The sequence below is a fragment of the Hymenobacter frigidus genome, assembly GCF_014640435.1.
GTDB lineage: Bacteria > Bacteroidota > Bacteroidia > Cytophagales > Hymenobacteraceae > Hymenobacter > Hymenobacter frigidus.
On record NZ_BMGY01000005.1, the window covers coordinates 77,664 to 98,778 of the forward strand.

At 61.6% G+C, this 21,115-nt stretch carries 18 protein-coding genes and 1 other RNA gene; 4 read left to right on the forward strand and 15 right to left on the reverse strand.

Translation table 11 applies throughout. The features are described 5' to 3' along the window. Window positions 1-52: 52 nt before the first annotated feature. Window positions 53-1,501 (reverse strand): DNA integrity scanning protein DisA nucleotide-binding domain protein, encoded by a 1,449-nt coding sequence (locus tag IEW17_RS03950; RefSeq protein ID WP_229748799.1) that lies wholly within the window; start codon window positions 1,499-1,501, stop codon window positions 53-55. A 197-nt stretch (window positions 1,502-1,698) separates the two neighbouring features. Here IEW17_RS03950 and IEW17_RS03955 point away from each other — a divergent pair, with 197 nt between their 5' ends. Further along, on the forward strand, window positions 1,699-1,962 hold the full coding sequence (locus IEW17_RS03955) for a hypothetical protein (RefSeq protein WP_188560727.1): 264 nt from the start codon (window positions 1,699-1,701) through the stop codon (window positions 1,960-1,962). Window positions 1,963-1,985: 23 nt separating this feature from the next. Here IEW17_RS03955 and IEW17_RS03960 read toward each other — a convergent pair whose 3' ends face one another. The 5 genes from IEW17_RS03960 to IEW17_RS03980 all read right to left on the reverse strand — a co-directional run bounded on the left by IEW17_RS03960 (window position 1,986) and on the right by IEW17_RS03980 (window position 9,262). After that, entirely contained in the window at window positions 1,986-3,254 is a 1,269-nt protein-coding gene (locus tag IEW17_RS03960) for a BaiN/RdsA family NAD(P)/FAD-dependent oxidoreductase (RefSeq protein ID WP_373286152.1), read from the reverse strand. 69 nt (window positions 3,255-3,323) lie between these two features. Beyond that, on the reverse strand, window positions 3,324-5,111 hold the full coding sequence (locus IEW17_RS03965; RefSeq protein ID WP_188560728.1) for a chloride channel protein: 1,788 nt from the start codon (window positions 5,109-5,111) through the stop codon (window positions 3,324-3,326). Window positions 5,112-5,245: 134 nt separating this feature from the next. After that, window positions 5,246-5,698, reverse strand: a complete 453-nt coding sequence (locus IEW17_RS03970) for a nucleoside deaminase (protein ID WP_188560729.1) — start codon at window positions 5,696-5,698, stop codon at window positions 5,246-5,248. A gap of 11 nt (window positions 5,699-5,709) precedes the next feature. Then, window positions 5,710-8,748: a PD-(D/E)XK nuclease family protein gene (locus IEW17_RS03975; protein ID WP_188560730.1), complete on the reverse strand. Its 3,039-nt coding sequence runs from the start codon at window positions 8,746-8,748 to the stop codon at window positions 5,710-5,712. 28 nt (window positions 8,749-8,776) lie between these two features. Then, window positions 8,777-9,262, reverse strand: coding sequence for a BLUF domain-containing protein (locus IEW17_RS03980; protein ID WP_188560731.1), 486 nt, complete (start codon window positions 9,260-9,262; stop codon window positions 8,777-8,779). Window positions 9,263-9,605: 343 nt separating this feature from the next. On the opposite strand from IEW17_RS03980, the gene IEW17_RS03985 reads away from it, so the two are divergent. Next, window positions 9,606-10,541 (forward strand): DUF3078 domain-containing protein, encoded by a 936-nt coding sequence (locus tag IEW17_RS03985; RefSeq protein WP_188560732.1) that lies wholly within the window; start codon window positions 9,606-9,608, stop codon window positions 10,539-10,541. A 199-nt stretch (window positions 10,542-10,740) separates the two neighbouring features. Here IEW17_RS03985 and IEW17_RS03990 read toward each other — a convergent pair whose 3' ends face one another. The 7 genes from IEW17_RS03990 to ffs form a co-directional block, all read right to left on the reverse strand. Next, complete coding sequence (locus IEW17_RS03990; protein ID WP_188560733.1) at window positions 10,741-11,754, reverse strand: Gfo/Idh/MocA family protein; 1,014 nt, start codon at window positions 11,752-11,754, stop codon at window positions 10,741-10,743. Between the two features lie 21 nt (window positions 11,755-11,775). After that, on the reverse strand, window positions 11,776-12,894 hold the full coding sequence (locus IEW17_RS03995) for a DegT/DnrJ/EryC1/StrS family aminotransferase (RefSeq protein ID WP_188560814.1): 1,119 nt from the start codon (window positions 12,892-12,894) through the stop codon (window positions 11,776-11,778). A 76-nt stretch (window positions 12,895-12,970) separates the two neighbouring features. Next, on the reverse strand, window positions 12,971-13,864 hold the full coding sequence (locus IEW17_RS04000; RefSeq protein WP_262891820.1) for a glycosyltransferase: 894 nt from the start codon (window positions 13,862-13,864) through the stop codon (window positions 12,971-12,973). 51 nt (window positions 13,865-13,915) lie between these two features. Beyond that, window positions 13,916-14,596 (reverse strand): cell division ATP-binding protein FtsE, encoded by a 681-nt coding sequence (locus IEW17_RS04005; protein WP_188560735.1) that lies wholly within the window; start codon window positions 14,594-14,596, stop codon window positions 13,916-13,918. Window positions 14,597-14,682: 86 nt separating this feature from the next. Continuing rightward, entirely contained in the window at window positions 14,683-14,886 is a 204-nt protein-coding gene (locus IEW17_RS04010; protein ID WP_188560736.1) for a fructose-6-phosphate aldolase, read from the reverse strand. A 108-nt stretch (window positions 14,887-14,994) separates the two neighbouring features. Beyond that, a complete protein-coding gene (gene fsa, locus IEW17_RS04015; RefSeq protein ID WP_188560737.1) occupies window positions 14,995-15,651 on the reverse strand; it encodes a fructose-6-phosphate aldolase in 657 nt (218 codons plus the stop codon). Between the two features lie 182 nt (window positions 15,652-15,833). Further along, window positions 15,834-15,931, reverse strand: an RNA gene (gene ffs / locus IEW17_RS04020) — signal recognition particle sRNA small type. A 524-nt stretch (window positions 15,932-16,455) separates the two neighbouring features. On the opposite strand from ffs, the gene guaA reads away from it, so the two are divergent. After that, window positions 16,456-17,991, forward strand: a complete 1,536-nt coding sequence (gene guaA / locus IEW17_RS04025) for a glutamine-hydrolyzing GMP synthase (protein ID WP_188560738.1) — start codon at window positions 16,456-16,458, stop codon at window positions 17,989-17,991. 158 nt (window positions 17,992-18,149) lie between these two features. Then, the gene (locus tag IEW17_RS04030; RefSeq protein WP_188560739.1) at window positions 18,150-18,878 is read left to right on the forward strand and encodes a type 1 glutamine amidotransferase; all 729 of its coding nucleotides are present in this window, start codon (window positions 18,150-18,152) and stop codon (window positions 18,876-18,878) included. Between the two features lie 104 nt (window positions 18,879-18,982). Here IEW17_RS04030 and dgt read toward each other — a convergent pair whose 3' ends face one another. Both dgt and IEW17_RS04040 read right to left on the reverse strand, forming a co-directional pair. After that, entirely contained in the window at window positions 18,983-20,368 is a 1,386-nt protein-coding gene (dgt, locus tag IEW17_RS04035) for a dGTP triphosphohydrolase (RefSeq protein ID WP_188560740.1), read from the reverse strand. Window positions 20,369-20,402: 34 nt separating this feature from the next. Continuing rightward, window positions 20,403-21,080 (reverse strand): DUF1361 domain-containing protein, encoded by a 678-nt coding sequence (locus IEW17_RS04040; protein WP_188560741.1) that lies wholly within the window; start codon window positions 21,078-21,080, stop codon window positions 20,403-20,405. Window positions 21,081-21,115 lie beyond the last annotated feature (35 nt).

Below are 21,115 nucleotides of genomic sequence, written 5' to 3' on the forward strand. Positions count from 1 at the left end.
TAAGTAAAGCCAATGGCCGTCCTCCTGAATGAATAATTTTAGCGCAGCTTGCCTAGCTGGGCAGCAGGTCAATCCAGCCGTCTTCGCTCACCACCACGGCCAGCACCGGGTACTGGCTGCTGTTGACGTAGCGTAGTGCCGAATTGAAGCGCGAGCCCCGTGAGGAGTCACCCTTCTCCGTGGCCAGGCCGTCGAGAATGGCTCCAATGGCGTGGCACACGCCGTTGGGTTCGATGAGCACGGCCCCGTCGATGTTGGTGACCAGCCGCAGCACCGAAGGCGTCATAATGCGCGGCACCACCCGAAAGCACTGGCGGGTGAGGCGGCGGGCCTCGTGGGCAGCGCCCGTGCTGATGACGAGGATGGTGCCATTGGGCTGGGTGCTGGCCTTGCGGGCCAGGTCCCAGAGGTAATCTATGCTGTCGTCGTTGAGGCTAGGGAATATCCGGGCAGCCACGCGGGTGAAGTTGTCGGCGGCCACGCGGCCTTGGGGCAGGCGCGGGGTGTTGCTCACCACGCGCATGAGTACGTGGCCGGCGTGGCTCATTTCCCAGCTGTAGTGATTGGTGAAGTGCACCGTGCTAAGCGGCTCAAATTGAGTGTCTGATTCGGGTACTAACTGCCCCAATCCAAATACGTGGGACGCGTCTGAAATCAGGGCCGTGTGGCCTTCGCTTAGCTCCAGGAGCTTGCGGATAGAACGGTGGTCACGCATGGGCACCGGCGTTTCCAGGGTCAGCACCGGTACAATGCCGGGGTGCAGGCGGCGGCTCACCAGCATGGTTCCGATGCCCTCGTCGCCTTCGTGGCGCAGAGCGGCCACGCCGTTGCAGGCATCATACAGGCCGTGGGTGCCGGCGGGGGCCACGCGCAGCATCAGGCGGCGGCCCGCCGAGCGCAGCAGCTCGTTGTGGTCACGGTCGAGCACGGGCTGGTCGTTGTCGGCCGTGTCGGCCTCGCGCAGGGCGCGGGCACAGTCGTGCAGAAACTCGATAATCGCCGCGTGGGGCAGGTTGGAGGGGCGGCCATTGCCCGGCTTGGGCAGCGCGAAGTACCCCTCGTAGCAGTCGGCGGCCACCTGTAGCACTACCGTTACCAGGTAGCCCTGCAGGCTCACCGGCACCGAGCAGAAGGAGCGCCGGTTTTCCTGGCGGCTCGTGGTGAGTTCGGCCAGCGTGGTTTCGGTGGCCTGGCACACCAGCTCGTACCAGTGCTGCTTCTCCGACCGGTCGTGGTCGTTGGGGTGCAGGTGGTACACGGAGCCCTGGGGGCCAGCATTGGCTTCGAGTACGGCCGCCCGGGCTTTTACCCGGGCGAAATCGCCGGGCTGGTAGCGGGTCGAAGACGGCTCGACCACCACGCCACCGGGCTCGTCCGACTCTTTGGCCGAGGCAAAGCCCAGCAGAAAAACCTCGGGCCGCAGGCTGCGGTCGAGCAAATTAAAAACCCCCTCGGCGAAGAGCTGGGCAGAAACTCGGAATAGGCTTTGGTGTTCCCACATGGGCAATTTGAGGACGGCCAGACCTTGCTGCGGGCCCAACTTCGTCCCGAACTACGGAAAAATCGAACGGATAGTGGTATTGCGAAACAAAATTACCTGGTACCCGCTTCCCTCTGTGCCGCAAAATTTGTATCTTCGAACCTGCTCCGGTCGACCGTAGTAGCTTAGTCCTCACGCTCCCAACCCCCCACAAGCCTATGCTCTTTGTCGACATGCTTTTTGTGGTGGCGTTGGCCATTTCCTTCATCCCAATTCTGACCGGCTACTGCGCGCACAGTCGGGGCCGGTCGTTTTGGCTGTGGTTTGTGTTGGGCTGGGTGCTGCCGTTGGCGTCGTTCTTTTTGTTGTTCGCCCTCATCGCCCACGAAGAGCTCAACCCCGGCCGCCGCCTGCTCGGCGAGGCCCGCCAAATCCTGCGCGAAGCCGATAAGCGCGCCAAAGCCGCCAGCCTCAAGAGTTGAATATATTCAGGTGCCGTCCGGCGCTATTTTATAAAATCTAACATCCCTCGTGCCGCCCATGCCCCGGTGCTGAAGCAGCCTTGCAGCAGGTAGCCGCCCGTGGGGGCCTCCCAGTCCAGCATTTCGCCGGCCACGAATATGCCCGGCTGCTGCCGCAGCATCAGGTGCTCATCGAGGGCCGCAAAGGCAATACCGCCGGCCGTGGAAATCGCCTCATCAAGGGGCCGTAAGCCTGCAACGGTTAGCGGTACGGCGCGTAGCAGCTCTGCCAGCGCCGCCGGGGCGAGCGTGGCTGCTTCCGAATACGACTCCCGCAGGAGCGTGGGCACGGCGGGGCTCAGGCTGAGGGTTTTCTTGAGTAAATCAGAGAACGAAGCTTTGCCCCGGGGCTGGCTAAGCTTTTGGCGCAGCGCCTCCGCCGTCAGGTCGGGTTTGAGATTGAGGTGCAATACGGCGGGGCCGTCGCTGGCCAGTGCCGCTCGTAGCTGGGGCGTGAGGGTGTACACCGGTGTGCCCTCCACGCCGTATTCGGTAAGCATGATTTCGCCACGGACCTCGGGGCCGTGGTTCACGCGCAGGGCAATGTTTTTGAGCGGCGTGCGACCGATTTTTTGAATAAAGAAATCGGACCAATTTACTTCCGCGCCGCAGTTGGACGGGGCGAATGGCGTGACGGGCACCCCAAGCGCCTGCAGCAACGGGGCCCAAGCGCCGTCGGAGCCGGTTTTGGCCCAGCTGGCCCCGCCCAGGGCCAGCACGGTGGCGGCGGGCTCCAGCACAAATTCCCGGCCGGCGTCGGGTCCCGGGTTTTCATCGCGCAGGCGCAGGCCGGTGGGGCCCGCAAAACCCAGCCAGCGGTGGCGGGTATGAATTTCAACGCCCAGCGTTTGTAGTCGGCGCAGCCAGGCGCGCAGCAAATCGGCCGGCTTGTGCGCCGCCACTGGGAAGATGCGGCCACTCGTGCCCACAAAGGTTTCGATGCCCAGGTCGGCGGCCCAGGCTCGTAAATCAAGCGGTGAAAAATGCCCCAGCAACTGCGCAAAACGGCTCGATTCGGCTCCGTAGCGACTGGCGAACCGGCTCAGCTCCTCGGCGTTGCTCAGGTTGAAACCACCGTGACCGGCCACTAGAAACTTGCGGCCCACCGTGGCTTGTGCCTCAAACAGCTGCACCCGCTGCCCGGCTTCGGCCAGGCGCTGGGCCGCCAGCAGTCCGGCTGGCCCGCCGCCGACTACGGCTACTCCTGATTGTAATGAGGAATGAAGAATGAGAAATGAAGAATTAAACGTGATGAATCAGCCATCAAAGCTAAGTAGCCTGACTGCCAAACGCAGTATTTTCATTCCTCATTTAGCACAGCGTCAGGCTTCACTTTCCTGGATAAGTTGCCGCCGGTAGCGGGCCAGGATGGCCGATTTGAGGATGAAGCCGAGGTAGCGGCCGTCCTCCTCGCACACGGGCAGGGCCCACACGGCGTGGCGGTCAAACAGCGTGAGCGTGTGCTCCAGGTCGTCGTTAGGGCCCACCACGGCGGGGGCAGGCTTCATCAGCTCGCGCACCCTGATGGTGGCGTAATGAGCATCATCGAAAAGGGCATCACGGACTGAATCGAGGCTGACTACGCCCAGCAGCCGGCCCCCGGCCGCCACCACCGGAAACAGGTTGCGCGAGGCGTGCCGGAACACGTCGACCAATTCGCCCAGCGTGGTATTGGGCCGCACCGGGACGAAACCAGTATCGAGCAGCTTGCGCGGGTCGAGCTGCGCCAGCAGGCCCCGGTCGCGGTTGGCGTATACGTCTACGCCCCGATTGGCGAGCTTGCGGGTGTATACGGAGTACGGCTCGAAATACTTGGTAATGAGGTAGGAAGAGCTGGTTACCACCATCAATGGTACAAACAGCGCGTAGCCGCCCGTGATTTCGGCAATGAGGAAAATGGCCGTGAGTGGGGCGTGGATAACCCCCGCCAGCGTGCCGGCCATGCCCAGCACCACAAAGTGAATTTCGGGGATGTGCACCAGCCCGCTCAGGTTGATAAGGCGGGCGAAGAAGAAGCCCGCCAACGCCCCCGCAAACAGCGACGAGCCGAACATGCCGCCATTGCCGCCGGCCCCCACCGTGATGCTGGTGGCCACTACTTTGAGCATGAGGCTGAACAGCACCAGCACCAGCAGCAGCCAAGGGTTATTGTCCTGATAAACAGAGAAAATACTGCCATCGGTGATGCGCTCGGCGTGGCCGCTCAGTAGCAGCTCTACCGTGTTGTAGCCCTCGCCGTAAAGCGTGGGAAACAGGAAAATGAGGCCGCCCAGCATGGAGCCGCCCAGCAGCACCTTGCGCCAGTTTAGTCCCGGCCACCGCTCAAAGAAACGCTCGAACCAATGGTAGGTTCGAATCATATACACTGAGAAAAAGGCCGTGAATAAGCCCAATAGTATATAAAAAGGTACCGCGTTGACGGGCCAGCTGGTGGTGATGAGCACGAACGGCTGGCCCGCGTACAGGGCTTTCGAAATCACCGTGGCCGTGGCCGAGGAAATGAGGAGCGGAATGAAATACTGGGCGGGCAGCTCCAGCAGTATCGTTTCGACCGCAAACAGCACCCCCGCGATGGGCGAGTTGAAGATGGCCGCCACGCCCGCCGCCGCCCCGCAGCCCGTGAGCAGGCGCCGCCGCCGCCTATCCAGGTGCAGCACCCGGCCCGCGTTGGAGCCCAGCGCCGCGCCCGTCACCGAAATCGGGGCCTCGGTACCGGCCGACCCTCCAAACGTGACCGTAAGAAAGGCCGTGACCAGCTGCGAATAGAGCTTGGAGCGCGGCACCACGCTGCCCTCGCGGGCCGTGTTGTAGATGATGGGGCCGATGCCCCGGCCCAGCTGCCCGCCCAGAAAAAGCTTGGTGAATAAGGCGGTGAGCGTGATGCCGATAACCGGATAAACCGAAAGAGCAAATACCCGCTTGGGCTCAGAAATGCCCATTTGCAGCATTTCCTGGCCCCAGCGGACCGAGATTTTCAGGGCGACGGCCGCCAGGCCCGCACTCGCGCCCACCAGCACGCTCAGAATCAGCATGTACATCCGTTCGCTGATGTGGCGGGCCCGCCACATCAGCATCGGGCGCAACAAGCGGTGAACGGCGTGATTAGGCATGGGCAGCAACGAAAGGTTAACGCACTATCAGCAACGCAAAAGCCGGGCCGGCAGATGTAGCCGGCCCAAAAAAGCGCAGTTTTCGCGGGCTTTTGAGTGAAATCACGGCAACGGCGGGTTTGGTTACCGGTGGCTTACAGCTCCATGATGTCCTCGTTCCAGAGCGTGGGCTCGGCGGCGATGAATTCGTCCATCATGTCCACGCATTCCTGCAGGTCGAGGTCGACCACTTCTACGCCGTGGCTTTCGAGGAAAGTGCGCGACTCGCCAAAGGTGCGCGACTCGCCCACGATGACCTTTGGGATTTTGAACTGCACGATGGTGCCGGCGCACATGTAGCAGGGCATGAGCGTGGTGTAGATAACGGTGTCGCGGTAAGTGCGCTGACGGCCGGCGTTGGTGAGGCAGTCCATTTCGCCGTGCTTGATGGCGGAATCTTCCTGCACGCGCTTGTTGTGACCCTGGCCCACGATTTTGCCGTCGCGGATGAGCACCGAACCGATGGGGATGCCGCCCTGCGAGCGGCCCAGGCGGGCTTCGTCGATGGCGGCTTGCATGAATTCGTCTTTGGCGGGCTGGTTGGTCATGGGGAAGGTTCTTAGCGGGCGCAGATGCCTTTGTAGGGGCAGTATTCGCACTTGGTAAAGTCGTCGGTTTTGCGAATGGGCTCGGCGGGGTCCAGCATTCGGAGCACAATTTTACGCACCAGCTCTTCGGAAATGGCCACAAAGTCTTCGCCGCCTTCGGTAAGAAAGCTCAAATCGGCGGAAAGCAGGCCCTCGTCGAGGTTGCGCAGGGAGAGAATGGCGGTTTCGGCGGTTTCGCGCTGGGCGGTGTGGGCCAGCATGAGGCGGTAGAGCCAGAGCTGGCGCACCTTGTCGGCGCTGGAGGACGGCTCGGTGAGCAGGCGCTCCACGGCTTCGGCCGGGCTGAGGCGGTCCTTGTAGCCGCGCAGCTGCAGGTCGCTGCGCTTCACCAGGCCGGACTTGTAGTCCACCACGCGCAGGCGGCCGTCGGGCAGCTGGTCCACGCGGTCGGCGTAGCCAGACAGGCGCACGGCGAGGCGCTCGGGCTGGCCGGGTACGTCCACAAACACGGTGGCGGCCAGCTTCGCTTCCAGCCCAAACAGGCGCAGGGGCAGGATACCGGGCTGCTCGACCATGCTTTCCAGGAGGCGCACAACGAGGCGGGTGGCTACCTGGCCGTACACGTGGTTGAGGCCTTCGTCGGCGCGGGCGTGCTTTTCGGTTTCTTCCTGGCGCAGCACTTTCTGCACCTCGGCCGGAGCTTGTTGCACGAGGCCGGGAATGTCGGCGGCCGTTATCTGGCGGGCTTCCTGCTGAAAAGGGCGCATTAGGTTTTCCAGCGCCTCGTGTATCATCGTGCCGAAGCTGCTGGCTTCCAGGGTTTCTTCCACGGCCTCGTTCTCATGGAAGCGGGCCACTTTCGAGAAGTAGAAGCGCAGCGAGCAAGCCAGGAAATCATTCAGGCGCGAGGGCGAAATGTTGCGCTCCAGCACGCCGCGCAAGGCCGCCAGCATTTCGGCGTCTTTCTCCAGCACCAGGTCGCCTTCGGGGGAGTTAAAAGTTGAAGCGGCAGCATCTGTTGATTCAACTTTTAACTCGCTTACGCTGACCGTCAAATCCTCCAGCGTCAGCTGCGCGTTTTGGGGCAGCAGGTCATTTTGCAGCTGTAGTAAAAAGCGGCTGCGCTCGCCGCTTTTCATGCCTTCGGCGCCGGGCAGCACGTGCACTAGGTCCACGCGCTGGGCGCGCTGCAGCAGCCGCCAGAAATTGTAGGCGGTGATGGCTTCCGCGTCGGCGTAAGTGGGCAGCTTGAACTCTGCGAGGACATCGTAGGGAAACAGCGACTGCTGCTTCTTGGGTGCGGGCAGCACGCCCTCGTTGCAGCTCAGGATGATGATGTGGTCAAAATCCAGGGCCCGGGTTTCGAGCAAACCCATCACCTGCACTTCGGCCAGCGGCTCGCCCGAAAAGGGCAGGCGCGTGCGGGCCATTTGCTCGTACAGAAACCGCCGGAACGAGCGTACCGACAGCCGTTGCTCGCGGCAGTCGAAGGCCGAATCGAGCTGCTTCACCAGCGTATAGAACAGGTACAGGTACTCGGCCCCGAGGCTGGCTTCGCGGTCGGTGTCGGCTTTTTCGGCGGCGTACACCTGGCGCAGCAGGTTGATAACGGTGTAGCAGGCGGCGATGATGTCGTCGCAATTATCCCAGGTTTTGAACAGGGCCTCGATGAGCGGATGGTGCGCGCCCAGCTTCACGAGCTCGGTCGCGGGCAGCAGCACGGCGTTGAGGCGCACGATTTCGCGGCAAATCTGGTCCAGCAAGCCGTGGTACTGGGGCTGGTCGGCCTGGCGGTCCTGCCACAGCTGGTAGCGGCGCAGAAACGGGTGGCTCAGCAGCTTGGTCACGGCCAGATGGTGGTAGCGGGGCACGCCGTAGCCCGTTTCGGCGCTGCCCTCCCGGATGCCGGTGAGGTGCACCTCAAACAGCAAATCGACCAGGTTGAACAGGGGCGTGGCCTGAAAGCTCAGGCCCATGGTCACGTTGTAGTCGGGCACCTCGTCGGGCGGCAGGCCGTGTAGCACGGGCAGGAGCAGGGTTTCGTCGGGCAGCACCACGGCCACCGAGGCGTCGGGGTACTGGCGGCGGGCTTCGGCCAGGAGCTGGCCGGCCAGCTTGCCCTGCATGCTGGGGTTGGCCACGCCCAGGTAGCGCACGTGGTGGGGCCGGCCGCGCAGCCATTCCACGCCGCCGCCAAAGCTGTCGAGCGGCAGCTTCCACTGCTCCTGGTAATGGCGCAGGTGCTGGCCGGCGCGGTTGGGCGAGTCTTTTTCAAGGTAAAAAGGGTCGGCATCGAACCGCACTTCGGCCCGCCCGGCGTTCATCAGCAGGCGGATGAGCTTCTCTTCAGATTTCGACAAATTGCCCAGGCCCACGAAGACGTGGCGGGCTGGCTCGGGCTGGGCGGGGTCCTGCAGGCGCTGTTCCAGCTGCTCCACGGCGCGACGGTAGGCCAGGCCGGGGTAGGCCAGCTTCTGGGCCAGCATGCGTTGTTGCAGCTGCTGGTACACCCGCTCCAGCTGGTCCCAGAAGCTGAAGGAGTGCGCGGCGGCCTGGCTTTTCTCGGGTAGCTCGTCCAGCTTCCAGCGCTCCAGGGCCTTGGCTTGGCTCAGGTATTCGAACACCTGGTGGGTGGGCGCGAGGTTCTGGTCGAGGGTCGAGAAGTCGCTCAGCAGCAGCCCGGCCCAGCCCACGAACTTGTCAAAATCCAGCCCGGTGTCAATTTTTTTCAGGATGTCGAACAGCAGCAGTTGCAGCGCGATTGGCTCCTCCACCTGCACGCCGGCCAGCTCCATCATGTAGTCTTCCATGGCGGCCACGCGCGGGGCCCACAGCGGCTCACCCATCGGCAGGGCCAGGGCCAGCTCGTTTTTGAGGTAGACCACGGCCCGGCGCGTGGGCACCACCACCATGATGTCGGACAACTCGTCGAGCGGGCCGGAGCCGTAGCGGTCCAGCAGCTCGCGGGCGGTGGCGGCCAGAAAAGACGCCGGGGCGGCCAGCGGCGAAGCGGCCCCCGAAACGGGGTAGGAAGTGGGCAGGGCAGGCATTGGGGTAAAGATACCGGCCCGGGCGCGCTCAGTAGGCGGGCTCGCGGCCAGAGGTTCGGGTCCAGGGGTCTTCCTGTGAAGCCTTGACTTCTCCATTGGCCAGAAATTCCTGCAGCAGCTTCATCAGCTCGGGGCGGGTGTGGGGGCGGGGCACCAGCAGGCCGTGCCGGTCGGGCGGCACGTTGCTGAGCAGCGTTCGCAGCACATCGGCGGAAGCGTTGCGGAAACCCAGCGGCCAGCTGGGAAAGCTGCGCTTCAGGGCCGGGCCTTCGCTGTAGATGCGGCAGCTGAACTGGCGCGGGTCCGTCGAAATCTTGTCCAGATACAGGCTGCGCACGGTGCTTTCTTCACCTTCCAGCATTTGCAGAAAGCGGCCATCGGGCGTGTACAGCAGCAGGCCCGTGATGTTGTGGGTCGTATTGTAAGCACGGCATCCGGCCAGCAGAGTCACTATCTCCTCCTTTTCGAAGGGCACCAGCGACTGGCTCTGGTAGATGAGTTGGTATAGTCCCATAGCAACAGGAAGTTGAGAGGAGGGTAGCGCGGCGCGAGTAGCCGGTTGGCCCCGCACTACCCGCCAGAAAAAATCATCGGCTTAGGCAATTTAATCAAACAAATGAATATTTAATAAATTGGATTGATAAAATAAGTTGACTTTTGGTCGTAACCTGCGCGCTGTGCAAGGCTGATGAGCTGATACTTAGCCGCGAAAAATCTAAAGCTTTGGTATCGATAATTAGGACCGCTGCTGCCCGCGCCGCCACCGCTCACTGGTCATGGTTATGAGTGACGGCGCTCGCGGTGCTATTTTCGACCACCGTATTTGCTTCCGTTATTCCACCGATTTTCTCCTGCCCATGCGATTATTTTATCTGCTGTTAGCCGCCGCCTGCGGCCTAACCCCAGCTGCCCACGCCCAAACCGTGCCTCCTGTCGTGCCCCTCGCGGCGCCTACGCCAGCCCCGGTGTGGCGCAAAAGCCTCAAAACCGGCCTCGGCCTCAACGAGTCCTTGCTGAGCAGCAACTGGCGGGGCGGGGGCGTCAGTACCATTGGTTTCAATGCCTTAACTAATGCCCGGGCCAACCGCAAGCTCGGCGTGCACAGCTTCGACAACGAAGCCGATTTCCTCTTCGCCTTTTCCCAAACCAAAGGCCTGGGCTACCGCAAGGGCCAGGACCGGCTGTATCTCGACACCAAGTACGGCCGGGCCATCAGCAGCCAGTGGGACATGTTCGTGTCCCTGAACCTGCTCACCCAATTTGCCCCCGGCTACAAGTACGACACCAACGCCGCTGGCCTCGACCGCGCCCAACTCGTATCCGACTTCTTCGCGCCCGGCTTCGTTACGGCGGCCTACGGCTTCGAGTACCACCCCGTGCCATATTTCAAGCTGCGCCTCTCGCCCTTCGCCCCGCGCCTAACGGTGGTGAACCGCGCCAACCGCTTCGTGGCCGCCCTCGGCGACACGCCCTACGGCGTGAATCTCGGCCACAGTACGCGCTTCGAAGTGCTGGCCGCCCAGATTTTGGCCGACTTCGACAAAAACATCAGCCCCAACGTCAACTTCAAGGCCCGCTACGTCCTGTTCGCCAACTACCGCAACCTCACGCCCCAGCAAATCGACCATCGTCTCGACCTTGGCCTCACCGCTAAAGTGGGCAAATACGTCAACGTCGGCCTCACCGCCATCGGCCTCTACGACTACGACCAGGACCGCGGCGTGCAGTACTCCCAGGGCCTCACTATCGGTGTGGCCTACACCGTGCAGAATTTTGTGGACGAGAAAAAGTAGCGGGCAGGCAAAGCTTAAGTTGCGGAAGAAGCTCTGGCACCAGGAGAGTTTGTTGCTGCTTCCAATGAAGCTGTTTGGGAATTCAACAGACGAAGTGACCGTCAGGCCGAGCGCAGCCGAGGCATGACCTGCTGACAAGTTGCTAAACAGCTGCGTTTTGAATGTTAGTGTTACCGTTTGCAATTAAAGCTAAACCCAACTACCGCAACGCGTAAATCCGCTCAATTATCTCCACCACTTTCAGGCCTTCCAGCGCATTGGTGGTGGCGCAGCTACGGCGCTGCACCGTGTCCACCACGTTTTCGATGACCTGGACGTGGTTGGCGGCCGAGCCTTGGAAGGGGCCGTAATCGTTGGCGGGGCTGGTGGGAGGGAGCGTGGGCATCTGGTAGTCTTGGAGGTGGCAATATTCCACCTTGTCCATGTACTGGCCGGCGATGCGCAGGCTGCCGCGCTCGGCCACCACGGTGAGGCTGCTTTCGAGGTTGCGGTCCCACACGGCGGTGCTGTAGCTAAGAATGCCACTGCCGCCGCGCAGCAGGTCGAAGGTGACGAGGCCGCTGTCCTCAAACTCGGTGAGGCCGGCGTGGGTGAAGTCGCGAAAACGAGCCGAAAGGTTGGTGATGTCGCCAAATACCCAATACAATAAATCGACGAAGTGGCTGAACTGGGTGAAGAGCGTGCCGCCGTCCAGGGTCTGGGTGCCTTTCCAGCCGCCGGGCTGGTAGTAGCGGGCGTCGCGGTTCCAGAAGCAATTAAGCTGCACCAGAAACACCTGGCCCAGCCGGTCCTCATCCACCACTTGCTTTAGCCAGGCGGCGGGGGGCGAGTAGCGGTTCTGCATCACGCCAAACACCAACTTACCCGTTTGCAGGGCCGTGTGCACGATGGTTTCGGCATCGGCCTTGCTCAGGGCAATAGGCTTTTCGACTACCACGTGCAGGCCGTGGCGCAGGCCGGCCACCGCCTGCGGGGCGTGGCAGCCGTTGGGCGTGGCCACGGTGAGGACATCGGCGGTGGGGCCGTTTTGCAGGTATTCTTCGAGGGAAGCGAAAAAAGGCACGCCGACAAACTCGGCGGCGAGGCTGGGCGCAAGGTCGGCGCGAGCATCAATCAGGGCCACCAACTCGGCCCCTTCGTGCCGCGCCACCAGCGCGGCATGGCGGCGGCCAATGTGGCCCACGCCGCAAATGGCAAATCGAACTTGAGGCAAATCCTTACTCACAAATCAGTATTAATTATCGAAGAAATCTTCCACGCGTTCAACAATATAGTCTTGCTGCTCTTCCGTCAGCAGCGGATGAACCGGCAGCGAAAGGACAGCCCCGCAGAGCCGCTCGGCCACCGAAAATTGCCCCGCCCGGTAGCCCAGGTAGGCATAGGCCGGTTGCGCATGCACCGGCAGCGGGTAGTAAATCATGGTTGGCACCCCGCAGCTCTTCAGGAAATGCTGTAGCGTATCGCGGCGGCTGGGTTCCTCTAGCCGGATGGTGTATTGATGAAAGACGTGGCTGCTGCGCGAGTCGCGGGCCGGAATAGTAATGCCGGCTACGGTGGTCAGCGCAGCATCGTAGCGGGCGGCCACGGCCTGGCGGGCGGCGGTATTGGTGGGTAGCTGCCGCAGCTTCACCCGTAGCAGGGCGGCTTGCAGGGTATCGAGGCGGGAATTGAGGCCGATGTGCTGGTGGTGGTATTTCTGGCTCTGGCCGTGGTTGGCAAGCTGGCGGAGCAAGATAGCGCGGGCCGGGTCGCGGGTGAGCAAGGCCCCGCCGTCGCCGAGGCCGCCGAGGTTTTTGGAGGGGAAGAAAGACGTGGTGCCTATTTCGCCCACTGCCCCGGCGTAGGCCGTTTCACCGTTTTCGAATTGAAAAGTAGCCCCGATGGCTTGGGCATTATCCTCAATCAGTGCCACGCCGTGGCGAATGGAAATAGCGCGCAACGCCGCTAAATCGGCGCATTGCCCAAACAGATGGACCGCTACAATTGCGCCGGTACGCGGAGTGAGAGCCGCTTCCACCGCAGCTGGGTCAATGTTGAAGGTGTCGGGCCGTATATCTACCAGCACCGGCTTCAGGCCCAACAGCGCGGCGGCCTCCAGAGTGGCCACGTAGGTGAAGGCTGGAAGGATGATTTCGGCCCCGGCGGGCAGGTTCAGGCTCAACAGGGCCAGGGTGAGGGCGTCGGTGCCGTTGGCGCAGGGAATGATGTGCGCGCCGCCCAGATAGTCGCCCAACTCGGTGGCAAACTGCCCCACGGCCGGCCCCTGGATGAAGGCGGCCGAGTCCAGCACCTCCTGAACCGCTTCATCGAGCGCTGGTTGCAGGGCCGCGTGTTCGCCCACCAAATCGAGCAAAAGAATAGGGGAGGGCGGCGCGGGAAGAATCAAAATAAAACCGAGAAAAGCAGCTTGCCAAAGATACTGGTCAAACTCAGGCCAGCTCCCGCAGCAGCCACGAAAGTTTCAAGAGGTCGAGCAGCCGCAAGCGCGGCGCGGTCGAGAGCAGCTGGCGACGCAACGCCGGAGCCAGCGCCCCCAGCGTGGCACGAGCCGCCGGGGCCACACCCAGCCGGTGCAGGCGCAACGCCATTTGTAGCAGGCGCGAATCGGTACTGAACCCGTCTTCGCGGTACACCCGTGCCAGATTGCGAACCGCCTGCTCGCTTTTTTGCAGAAATATGGCGGCGGGTTCCAGCCCGGCGTGTAGCACGGGGTTGTCCAAATGCAGAATGGGTACGTTCGCCGTGGCAAGCCCCAGACCGAATTTAGTGTCTTCGTGGCCGTAGCCGGTCAGGCGCTCATCAAGCGGAAACTGGCGGAATACATCGGCCTGAACCAAGGCGTTATTGATGGTGAGCTGGCCGTAGGGAGCCGCCTGGCGCACGGCGGCGGGGCGGGCTTCCCGCGCCTGGCCGTAGCGCCAGCGCAGGAATAAGGCGGGGTCAGGAGGCGGAGTTGCTTCGTAGCGGGTGCCGCCGATGAGCACGGTGGCGCGGTCGCGCGCGGCGGCGTAGCGGGCCAGAAACCGGGTGTCGGGTAATAAACCGTCATTATCCAGCAGCAGCAGCCACTCGTGCTGCGCAACGGCCGCTAACTGATTGCGAATGGCGGCCCGGCCCACATTGTGGGGCAATTCCTGGTAGCGCACGTTGGGTTGCGTCGCCAGGGTTCGGTTCAGCTTTCGAAAATTATCCTGCGACCCATCATCGAGCAGAATTATTTCCACCGGGCCGTTCCAATCTTCTAATTGCGCGGCTAGCGAATTCACCAATTCGCGGACATCCCAATTAAATATCGGAATTAATACGGACAGCCCAACGGACATATTAATTGCCAATCAACAAGAAAAATTAAACAATTAATTAGCCCGAACTAATTACCGTGGCTGCGCCGAATCCAGCAACTCGCCGTCTTTACAAGTCAGTATGCGGTGTGGGTATTTTTCAATTAATTGAAAATTGTGCGTCGCCATTAAAACAGCAGTGCCAGCGTTATTTATCTCGCCAAACAGCTGCATAATATTGGCCGAAACTTCGGGGTCGAGGTTGCCGGTGGGCTCATCGGCCAGCAGGAGTACGGGCTCATTGAGCATGGCCCGGGCGATGACCACGCGCTGCTGCTCGCCGCCCGAAAGGCGGTGCGGCATGCGGTTGGCGGCCCCGCTCAGGCCCACGCGCACCAGCACATCGGAAATGCGCTGTTGCTTCTGCGACTTGCCTTTCCAACCCGTGGCGTTGAGCACGAACATCAGATTTTCTGCCACCGTACGGTCCGAAAGCAACTGAAAATCCTGAAACACGATGCCCAGCTTTCGGCGCAGGTAAGGCACTTTGCTGGCCGGTAGTTTCGGCAGCGAGTAGCCGGCCACGGTGCCCATGCCGCTTTGCAGCGGCAGGTCGGCGTACAGCGTTTTGAGCAGCGACGACTTGCCCGCGCCAGTACGGCCCACTAAGTAAGCAAACGCACCTTTTTCCAGCGCAAACGACACGCCCTGAAGCACGGCCTGCTGCTCCTGCATTATCGTCGCTTCGTGCAGCTCAATAACGTTTTCAGTCATGGATAACTCCACCTTTTCGGTGAGAAATGGAAATGCGCTAGTTGCTGAATTGGTCTGATTAAAAAGATTCAGGACCAACGCAAAACTTAGATATTGAGCGGCCGTAATTTTCCGAATTCCAGTCCCGAAATCACGTCGGCCAGTTCGGTTTCCTTGCCTTCGAGGCCGTAGCGATGCAGGTCTTTCAACGGCCGGTCGGCCCGGAAGTAGGCAATGAGCACAAAGGCTTCATCCCGCAGCTGAATGTAGTCGGGGATTTTGGCCTTGCCTTTTACTTTGATGATGTACATGGCGGGTAATTATGAGTTTTGAATTATGAGTTATGAGTTGGGGCTACGGACGCCTCAACGTGGCGGTTGAGCAAGTCATAACTCATAATTCAAAACTCATAATACGCGTTAAGAATTAACGCGCTTGTGGTCGGCCAGGAACGTGGCCAAGCCTTTGTCCGTGAGCGGGTGGTTGAGCAACGCGGTGATGACGTTGAGCGGGCAGGTTACCACATCGGCGCCGATTTCGGCGCATTGGATGAGGTGCGGCACGTGGCGCACCGACGCGGCCAGCACCTCAGTAGGATAGCCGTAGTTGCTGAAAATCTGCACAATTTGCTCCACCAGCTGCAAGCCGTCGTGCCCGATATCGTCCAGACGACCCACGAAGGGCGACACGTAAGTTGCGCCGGCCTTGGCCGCCAGCAGGGCCTGCCCGGCCGTGAAAATCAAGGTGCAGTTGGTTTTAATGCCTTTGTCCGAGAAGTATTTAATGGCCTTCACGCCTTCCTTAATCATGGGTACTTTCACCACGATGTTGGGGTGCAGCTCGGCCAACTCTTCGCCCTCGCGGATGATGCCTTCAAAATCGGTCGAAATAACTTCGGCCGATACGTCGCCGTCCACCATTTCGCAGATTTGGCGGTAGTGGGCCATCACGTTGTCGATGCCGCGGATGCCTTCCTTGGCCATCAGCGAAGGATTGGTGGTTACGCCGTCGAGGACGCCCAACTCCACGGCTTCGCGGATTTCGGCCAGGTTGGCGGTGTCAATAAAAAACTTCATTCGTTAGCTATTAGCTGTTGGCTATTAGCTGTTAGCTATTTATTCGTGTTGAAACCGCGCCTTGGGGCTATGGTCCAACCGCTGTTAGCTAACAACTAATAAAAAAAGAATCGGCCCCAAAGCTACTCATTGGTCCGCCAAAAGCGGAACGGAGCAGCGTCGGGGCCGACAGAAAAGGGCAAAAAAAAGCAAGCCAAAATCGCACCGCATCAACCGCCTACCCTTGCTACCTTCCGGTCCTGGGGGAGTTCAGCAGGAGCTGGTCGTTCTGACTTGCCGCTGCAAAGATACGTACAGATTCCGCGTTTTGGCGGGTTTGGACTGTTTTTTTGTGCCGAGGCTACTATCGCCCTGCGCTCAGTACTTTGTGGCGGGCTGTCCTGGCCAAGTGCGCGCGGCCAGTGCCGATTGGCAATCCATTGAGCACAAGATGCTATTGGCTATCGGTGGCCGGGGTTGGGGCCGTATTCGGGCGTGCCACGCGGCCCAGCGCTTCGGCAATAAAGTAGGGGAGGGAACTGGCCCAGCCGCGTTACGGAGCTCGCCTGACTAATGCCGGGTTGCAGATAGCCCGTTTCGCAAGCGCCTCTGGGGGGACGTGGTTGCTGGGGGACCGGGCCCAAATATGGTTGCCAGCCGTTCCGAGGAAGGCCAAAGCACCGGGCATTAACGGAGTGTAAGGGTTGGGGTAAGGGAAGAAATGGGGAAGTGGAAGTAAGCGTACAAAGCAAGAAAGTAGCAAGGATTAAAGGACGGCGCAGAAAACGCGGCCAACCCGGCTGCTTCCGTGAGTAGCTTTGTGGCATGGAACGACTCATCATCCTAGATTTCGGCTCGCAATACACGCAATTGATAGCCCGACGCATTCGCGAATTGCACGTGTTCTGCGAAATTCACCCCTACACCCACGCCCCGAGCCTCGCTTTAACTGAGGATATTCGGGGCATCATTCTTTCCGGCTCGCCTTGTTCGGTGCGGGATGAAGGGGCTCCCAACCCCGACCTGAGCCACTTGCTGGGCCACGTGCCGGTACTGGGCGTGTGCTACGGCGCGCAGCTGCTGGCCCAGCAGGGCGGGGGCTCGGTGCTGCCCGCCACCATCCGCGAGTACGGCCGGGCCCGGTTGGCCGAGCTGGACGCCGCTTCGCCGCTACTGGCGGACATGCACGCCGACTCGCAGGTGTGGATGTCGCATGGCGACACCATTCAGGCGCTGCCGGCCGGGTACAACATCATTGCCAGCACGCCCGAGGTGGCGGTAGCCGCCTTTCAGATTGCCGGCCAGGATACCTACGGCATCCAGTTTCACCCCGAAGTGACGCACTCCACCGAGGGCAAGCAGCTGCTGCGCAACTTCGTGGTCGACATCTGCCGCTGCGAGCAAAGCTGGACGCCCGACCACTTCGTGGATTCGGCCGTGCTGGCCCTGCAAAACACCATCGGCCCCGACGAGCAAGTGATTCTGGGCCTGTCGGGCGGGGTGGATAGCAGCGTAGCAGCCCTGCTACTGCACCGCGCCATCGGTCCGCGCCTGCACGGCATTTTCGTGGACAACGGCCTGCTGCGGCAGGACGAGTTTGCCACCGTACTCAAAGCCTACGAAGGCCTGGGGCTGAACGTGACCGGCGTGCGGGCCGCGCCCGAGTTTTACGCCGCGCTCGAAGGCCTCAGCGACCCTGAAGCCAAGCGCAAGGCCATTGGCCGCACCTTTATTGAGGTGTTTGACCGCGAGGCGCAGAAGGTGGAAGGTGCCCGCTGGTTGGCCCAGGGCACCATTTACCCCGATGTGATTGAATCGGTTTCGGTACACGGCTCGTCGGTCACCATCAAAAGCCACCACAACGTGGGCGGCCTGCCCGAGAAGATGAACCTCAAGATTGTGGAGCCGTTGCGCATGCTCTTCAAGGACGAGGTGCGCGAAGTGGGCGCGGCCCTGGAGCTGCCCGCCGAGATTCTCAACCGCCACCCCTTTCCCGGCCCCGGCCTGGGCATCCGCATTCTCGGCGACATAACGCCGGAGAAAGTGGACCTGCTGCAGCGGGCCGATGGCGTGTTTATCAACCTGCTGAAAGAATACGGCCTCTACGATAAAGTGTGGCAGGCCGGGGCCATGCTGCTGCCCGTGCAAAGCGTGGGCGTGATGGGCGACGAGCGCACCTACGAACGAGTAGTGGCCCTGCGCGCCGTGACCAGCGTGGACGGCATGACCGCCGATTGGGCCCACTTGCCCTACGAGTTTCTGGCGGACGTTAGCAACAAAATCATCAACCAGGTGCGGGGCATCAACCGCGTGGTATATGATATTTCGAGCAAGCCGCCGGCCACGATTGAGTGGGAGTAGAACCCAAGGCTTGACGAATAACAGCACGTCATGCTGAGCCTAGCCGAAGCATCTCTACCGTATGAGTAATCCAATCGAAAGGGTTACCAACACAATAGAGATGCTTCGGCTAAGCTCAGCATGACGTTCTTTTTTCAAACTGTTTAGACACTGACCAAATGCGTTTCCACTGCCTCCAACACATGCCCGAGGAAGGCCCCGGCCACGCCGCCGACTGGCTGGCTGCGCACGGTCATTCGCTCACTTTCACCCGCTTATTCGAGCCCAATCCGATGTTTCCTGCCATGGACAACTTCGACGGCCTGCTCATTCTGGGTGGGGCTATGAGCGTGCACGATGAGGAGAATCTGCCGTGGCTGCGCGCCGAAAAGGTCTTCATCCAGGAGGTGTTGCGGACGGGGAAGGTGACGCTGGCCATTTGCCTGGGGGCGCAGCTGGTGGCGCAGGCACTGGGCGGCGAGGTGCGCCCCAACCCGGACCCGGAAATCGGATTCTGGACGGTACGCTTCTCGGTGAAGTCCCTCGAGCACCCGCTGCTGCGCGGGTGGCCGGAGAAGGCGGCCGTGCTGCACTGGCACATGGACACGTTTACGGTGCCGCCGGGCGCTATGCGGGTGGGCATGTCGGCCGGGTGCGCCACGCAGGGCTTTGTGTGGGGTGACGGGATTATCGGCCTGCAGTTTCACCCCGAAATGACGGTGCCGATGGTGGAAAAGCTGATGGAATTTGAAGGCCACGAAACGGCCGAGGAGCAGGAATTCGTGCAGACGGCCGCACAGATTCGGGCCAAAATGAAATCGGTGTGGAAGGGCCGCAAGCTACTGGAATCGCTGCTGGCGAACCTGGTAGCAGTGCATGAAGGGGATATTGCGGCACTGGCTGGATAAGAAAGCGTCTGTCATGCTGAGCACCGCGAAGCATTCTGTTACGGCTGAACGAAACCGTTGTAACGTGACAGGATGCTTCGCGGTGCTCAGCACGACAGGCGATTCTAAAACCCTTTCGGCAGCTCAATTCCCTTTATTGTCTTGTACAAGCTCAACGCATTCTGGTCGGTCATGCCAGCCACAAAATCGGTGAGCAGCAGGATTTTTTCATAAGCCGATACGCCGGCCTGATGGCCTTCGGCGCGGAACTGCTCGGGCAGCAGCAGCAGCAATTTGCGGCTGCGGTGGCCCTGGCTGGCGTCGAACACGGCGCAGAGGAAAGCGTCGAGCAGGCCGCCGAGGACCTCAAAGCCGGCGGCTTCAATTTCGAGCACCGGGCGGCTGCGGTAGAGCTGGTTGATGCTCAGACGCTGCACTTCCTGCAAATCGACCCAGCAGCTCAGTTCTTTAATAAGCGGCTGGTCGTACTCACCGCGCAGAATGGCGGGGGCGTGCCGGGCGAAGAGGGTAGCGGTTTCGGCCACCAGCTTGCCGATGAGGCGCGCCCGGATGTAGCCCAACTCCTCACGCCAGTCGTGCCACTGCACGCTGCCGATGCGGTCGGCCGGGTCGTTGAGCATCTTTTTGAGGAGGGGCAAGCCGGTTTCGGGTGCAATCAGGCCCAGCTTCAGACCGTCCTCGAAGTCGATGATGCGGTAGCAGAGGTCGTCGGCGGCTTCGACCAGAAAGGCCAGCGGGTGGCGGTGGTAGAAGCCCGCTGCCGCGTCTTTAGGTAGTAAGCCCAGCTCGGCGGCTACGTGCTGAAAACGGCTGTTTTCGGTTTGAAAATGGCCGTATTTCTTTTCCGAAGCGCCGTTTCTCCGAGCGGCATCGGCCACCAGGCTGGGCCGGGGGTATTTGGTGAACGCGCCCAGCGTGGCATAGGTGAGGCCGAGGCCGGCCGTGCCGGTGCTGTGGGCCGCGTAGGTGTGCGTGAGGATGCGGAACCCCGCCGCGTTGCCCTCAAAATGCTGCAAGTCGGCGATTTCGGCGGGCGTTAGCTGCGCCAGGTAGGGGGCTGCGGTGGCGCTGAGGAAGTAACTGCTGATGGCATCCTCGCCGGAGTGGCCGAAGGGCGGGTTGCCGATGTCGTGGGCCAGGCAGGCGGCGGCCACGATGTCGCCGCAGTCCTGGTCGAGGTTGGGTAGGAGCTGGGCCAGCTCGGCGTCGTTTTCCAGCAGGTGGCGGGCGGCGAGGCGGCCCAGCGAGCGGCCCACCACGGCGGTTTCGAGCGAGTGGGTAAGCCGGGTGTGCACGAAGTCGGTTTCGGGCAGGGGCATCACCTGGGTTTTGCGCTGCAAGCGGCGGAACGCGGAGCTGAACACCACCCGGTCGTAGTCCTGCACGAAGGCTCCGCGCCCGGGGGCGGCACTGGTGGGCGGGAGCTGTTGGTCGGGGAAGCGGCGCTGCGAGAGCAGGCGCGGCCAGTGCATGAGTTCTTGGGAAGGCATGGGGCAAATGTAGCCGCCGATACCGGGCGGGCAACTACTCGTGCGCCCGGCCCAGCAGCCGCACCGTGCCGTAGCCCACCAGCAAAAACAGCCCGAATACCAGCGTGACGCCCCAGGTGCCGGGGAAGCTGAACGGATGCAGAATTCGGTTCACAATGTCGAAAAACAGCGTGAGCGGGTTGGCCAGCACGTCCCAGGAATTGAAGCGCAGGTAGCGACCCAGGTAAATACCGAAGCTGCTGAGCAGCAGCGCCAGCGTGGCGAAGGCCCAGCCGGCCCCCGTGCCCAGGCGCAGCTGCACCAACCGCTGCATGTCAGCCAGCGAAGCGTAGGCCAGCATCAGGCCATTCCAGGCGCAGCTCAGAATCAGGGCCAGGTCGTACCAGAGCGGTACGCCGGCCCGGCGTTCGAGGTGAAACAAGTCGGTGAGGATGTAGGGCGCATTGGGAAAGAACAGCAGCCACGCGGCTCCCACCGGCACCAGCAGCCGCGCCCGCAAAGGCCCCCTGGCCGTGCCCAGCATGGTGCTGATGGCGAAGGGAATTACGGCCAGAAACAGGTTCCAGACCAAGAACAGGAATATTCCGCGCCCGGTCATCAGCACGCGGCCCGCCACCAGCAGTAGGCTCAAGCTAAGCGAGGCGGCCAGCACGAAAACCAGGGTGAGGCGGGCGCGGGAAAACGGCAGACTGGCAGCAACAGGTCCTTGCATATACCTAAAGATAACGCCGGAACGCCAGCCTTTAT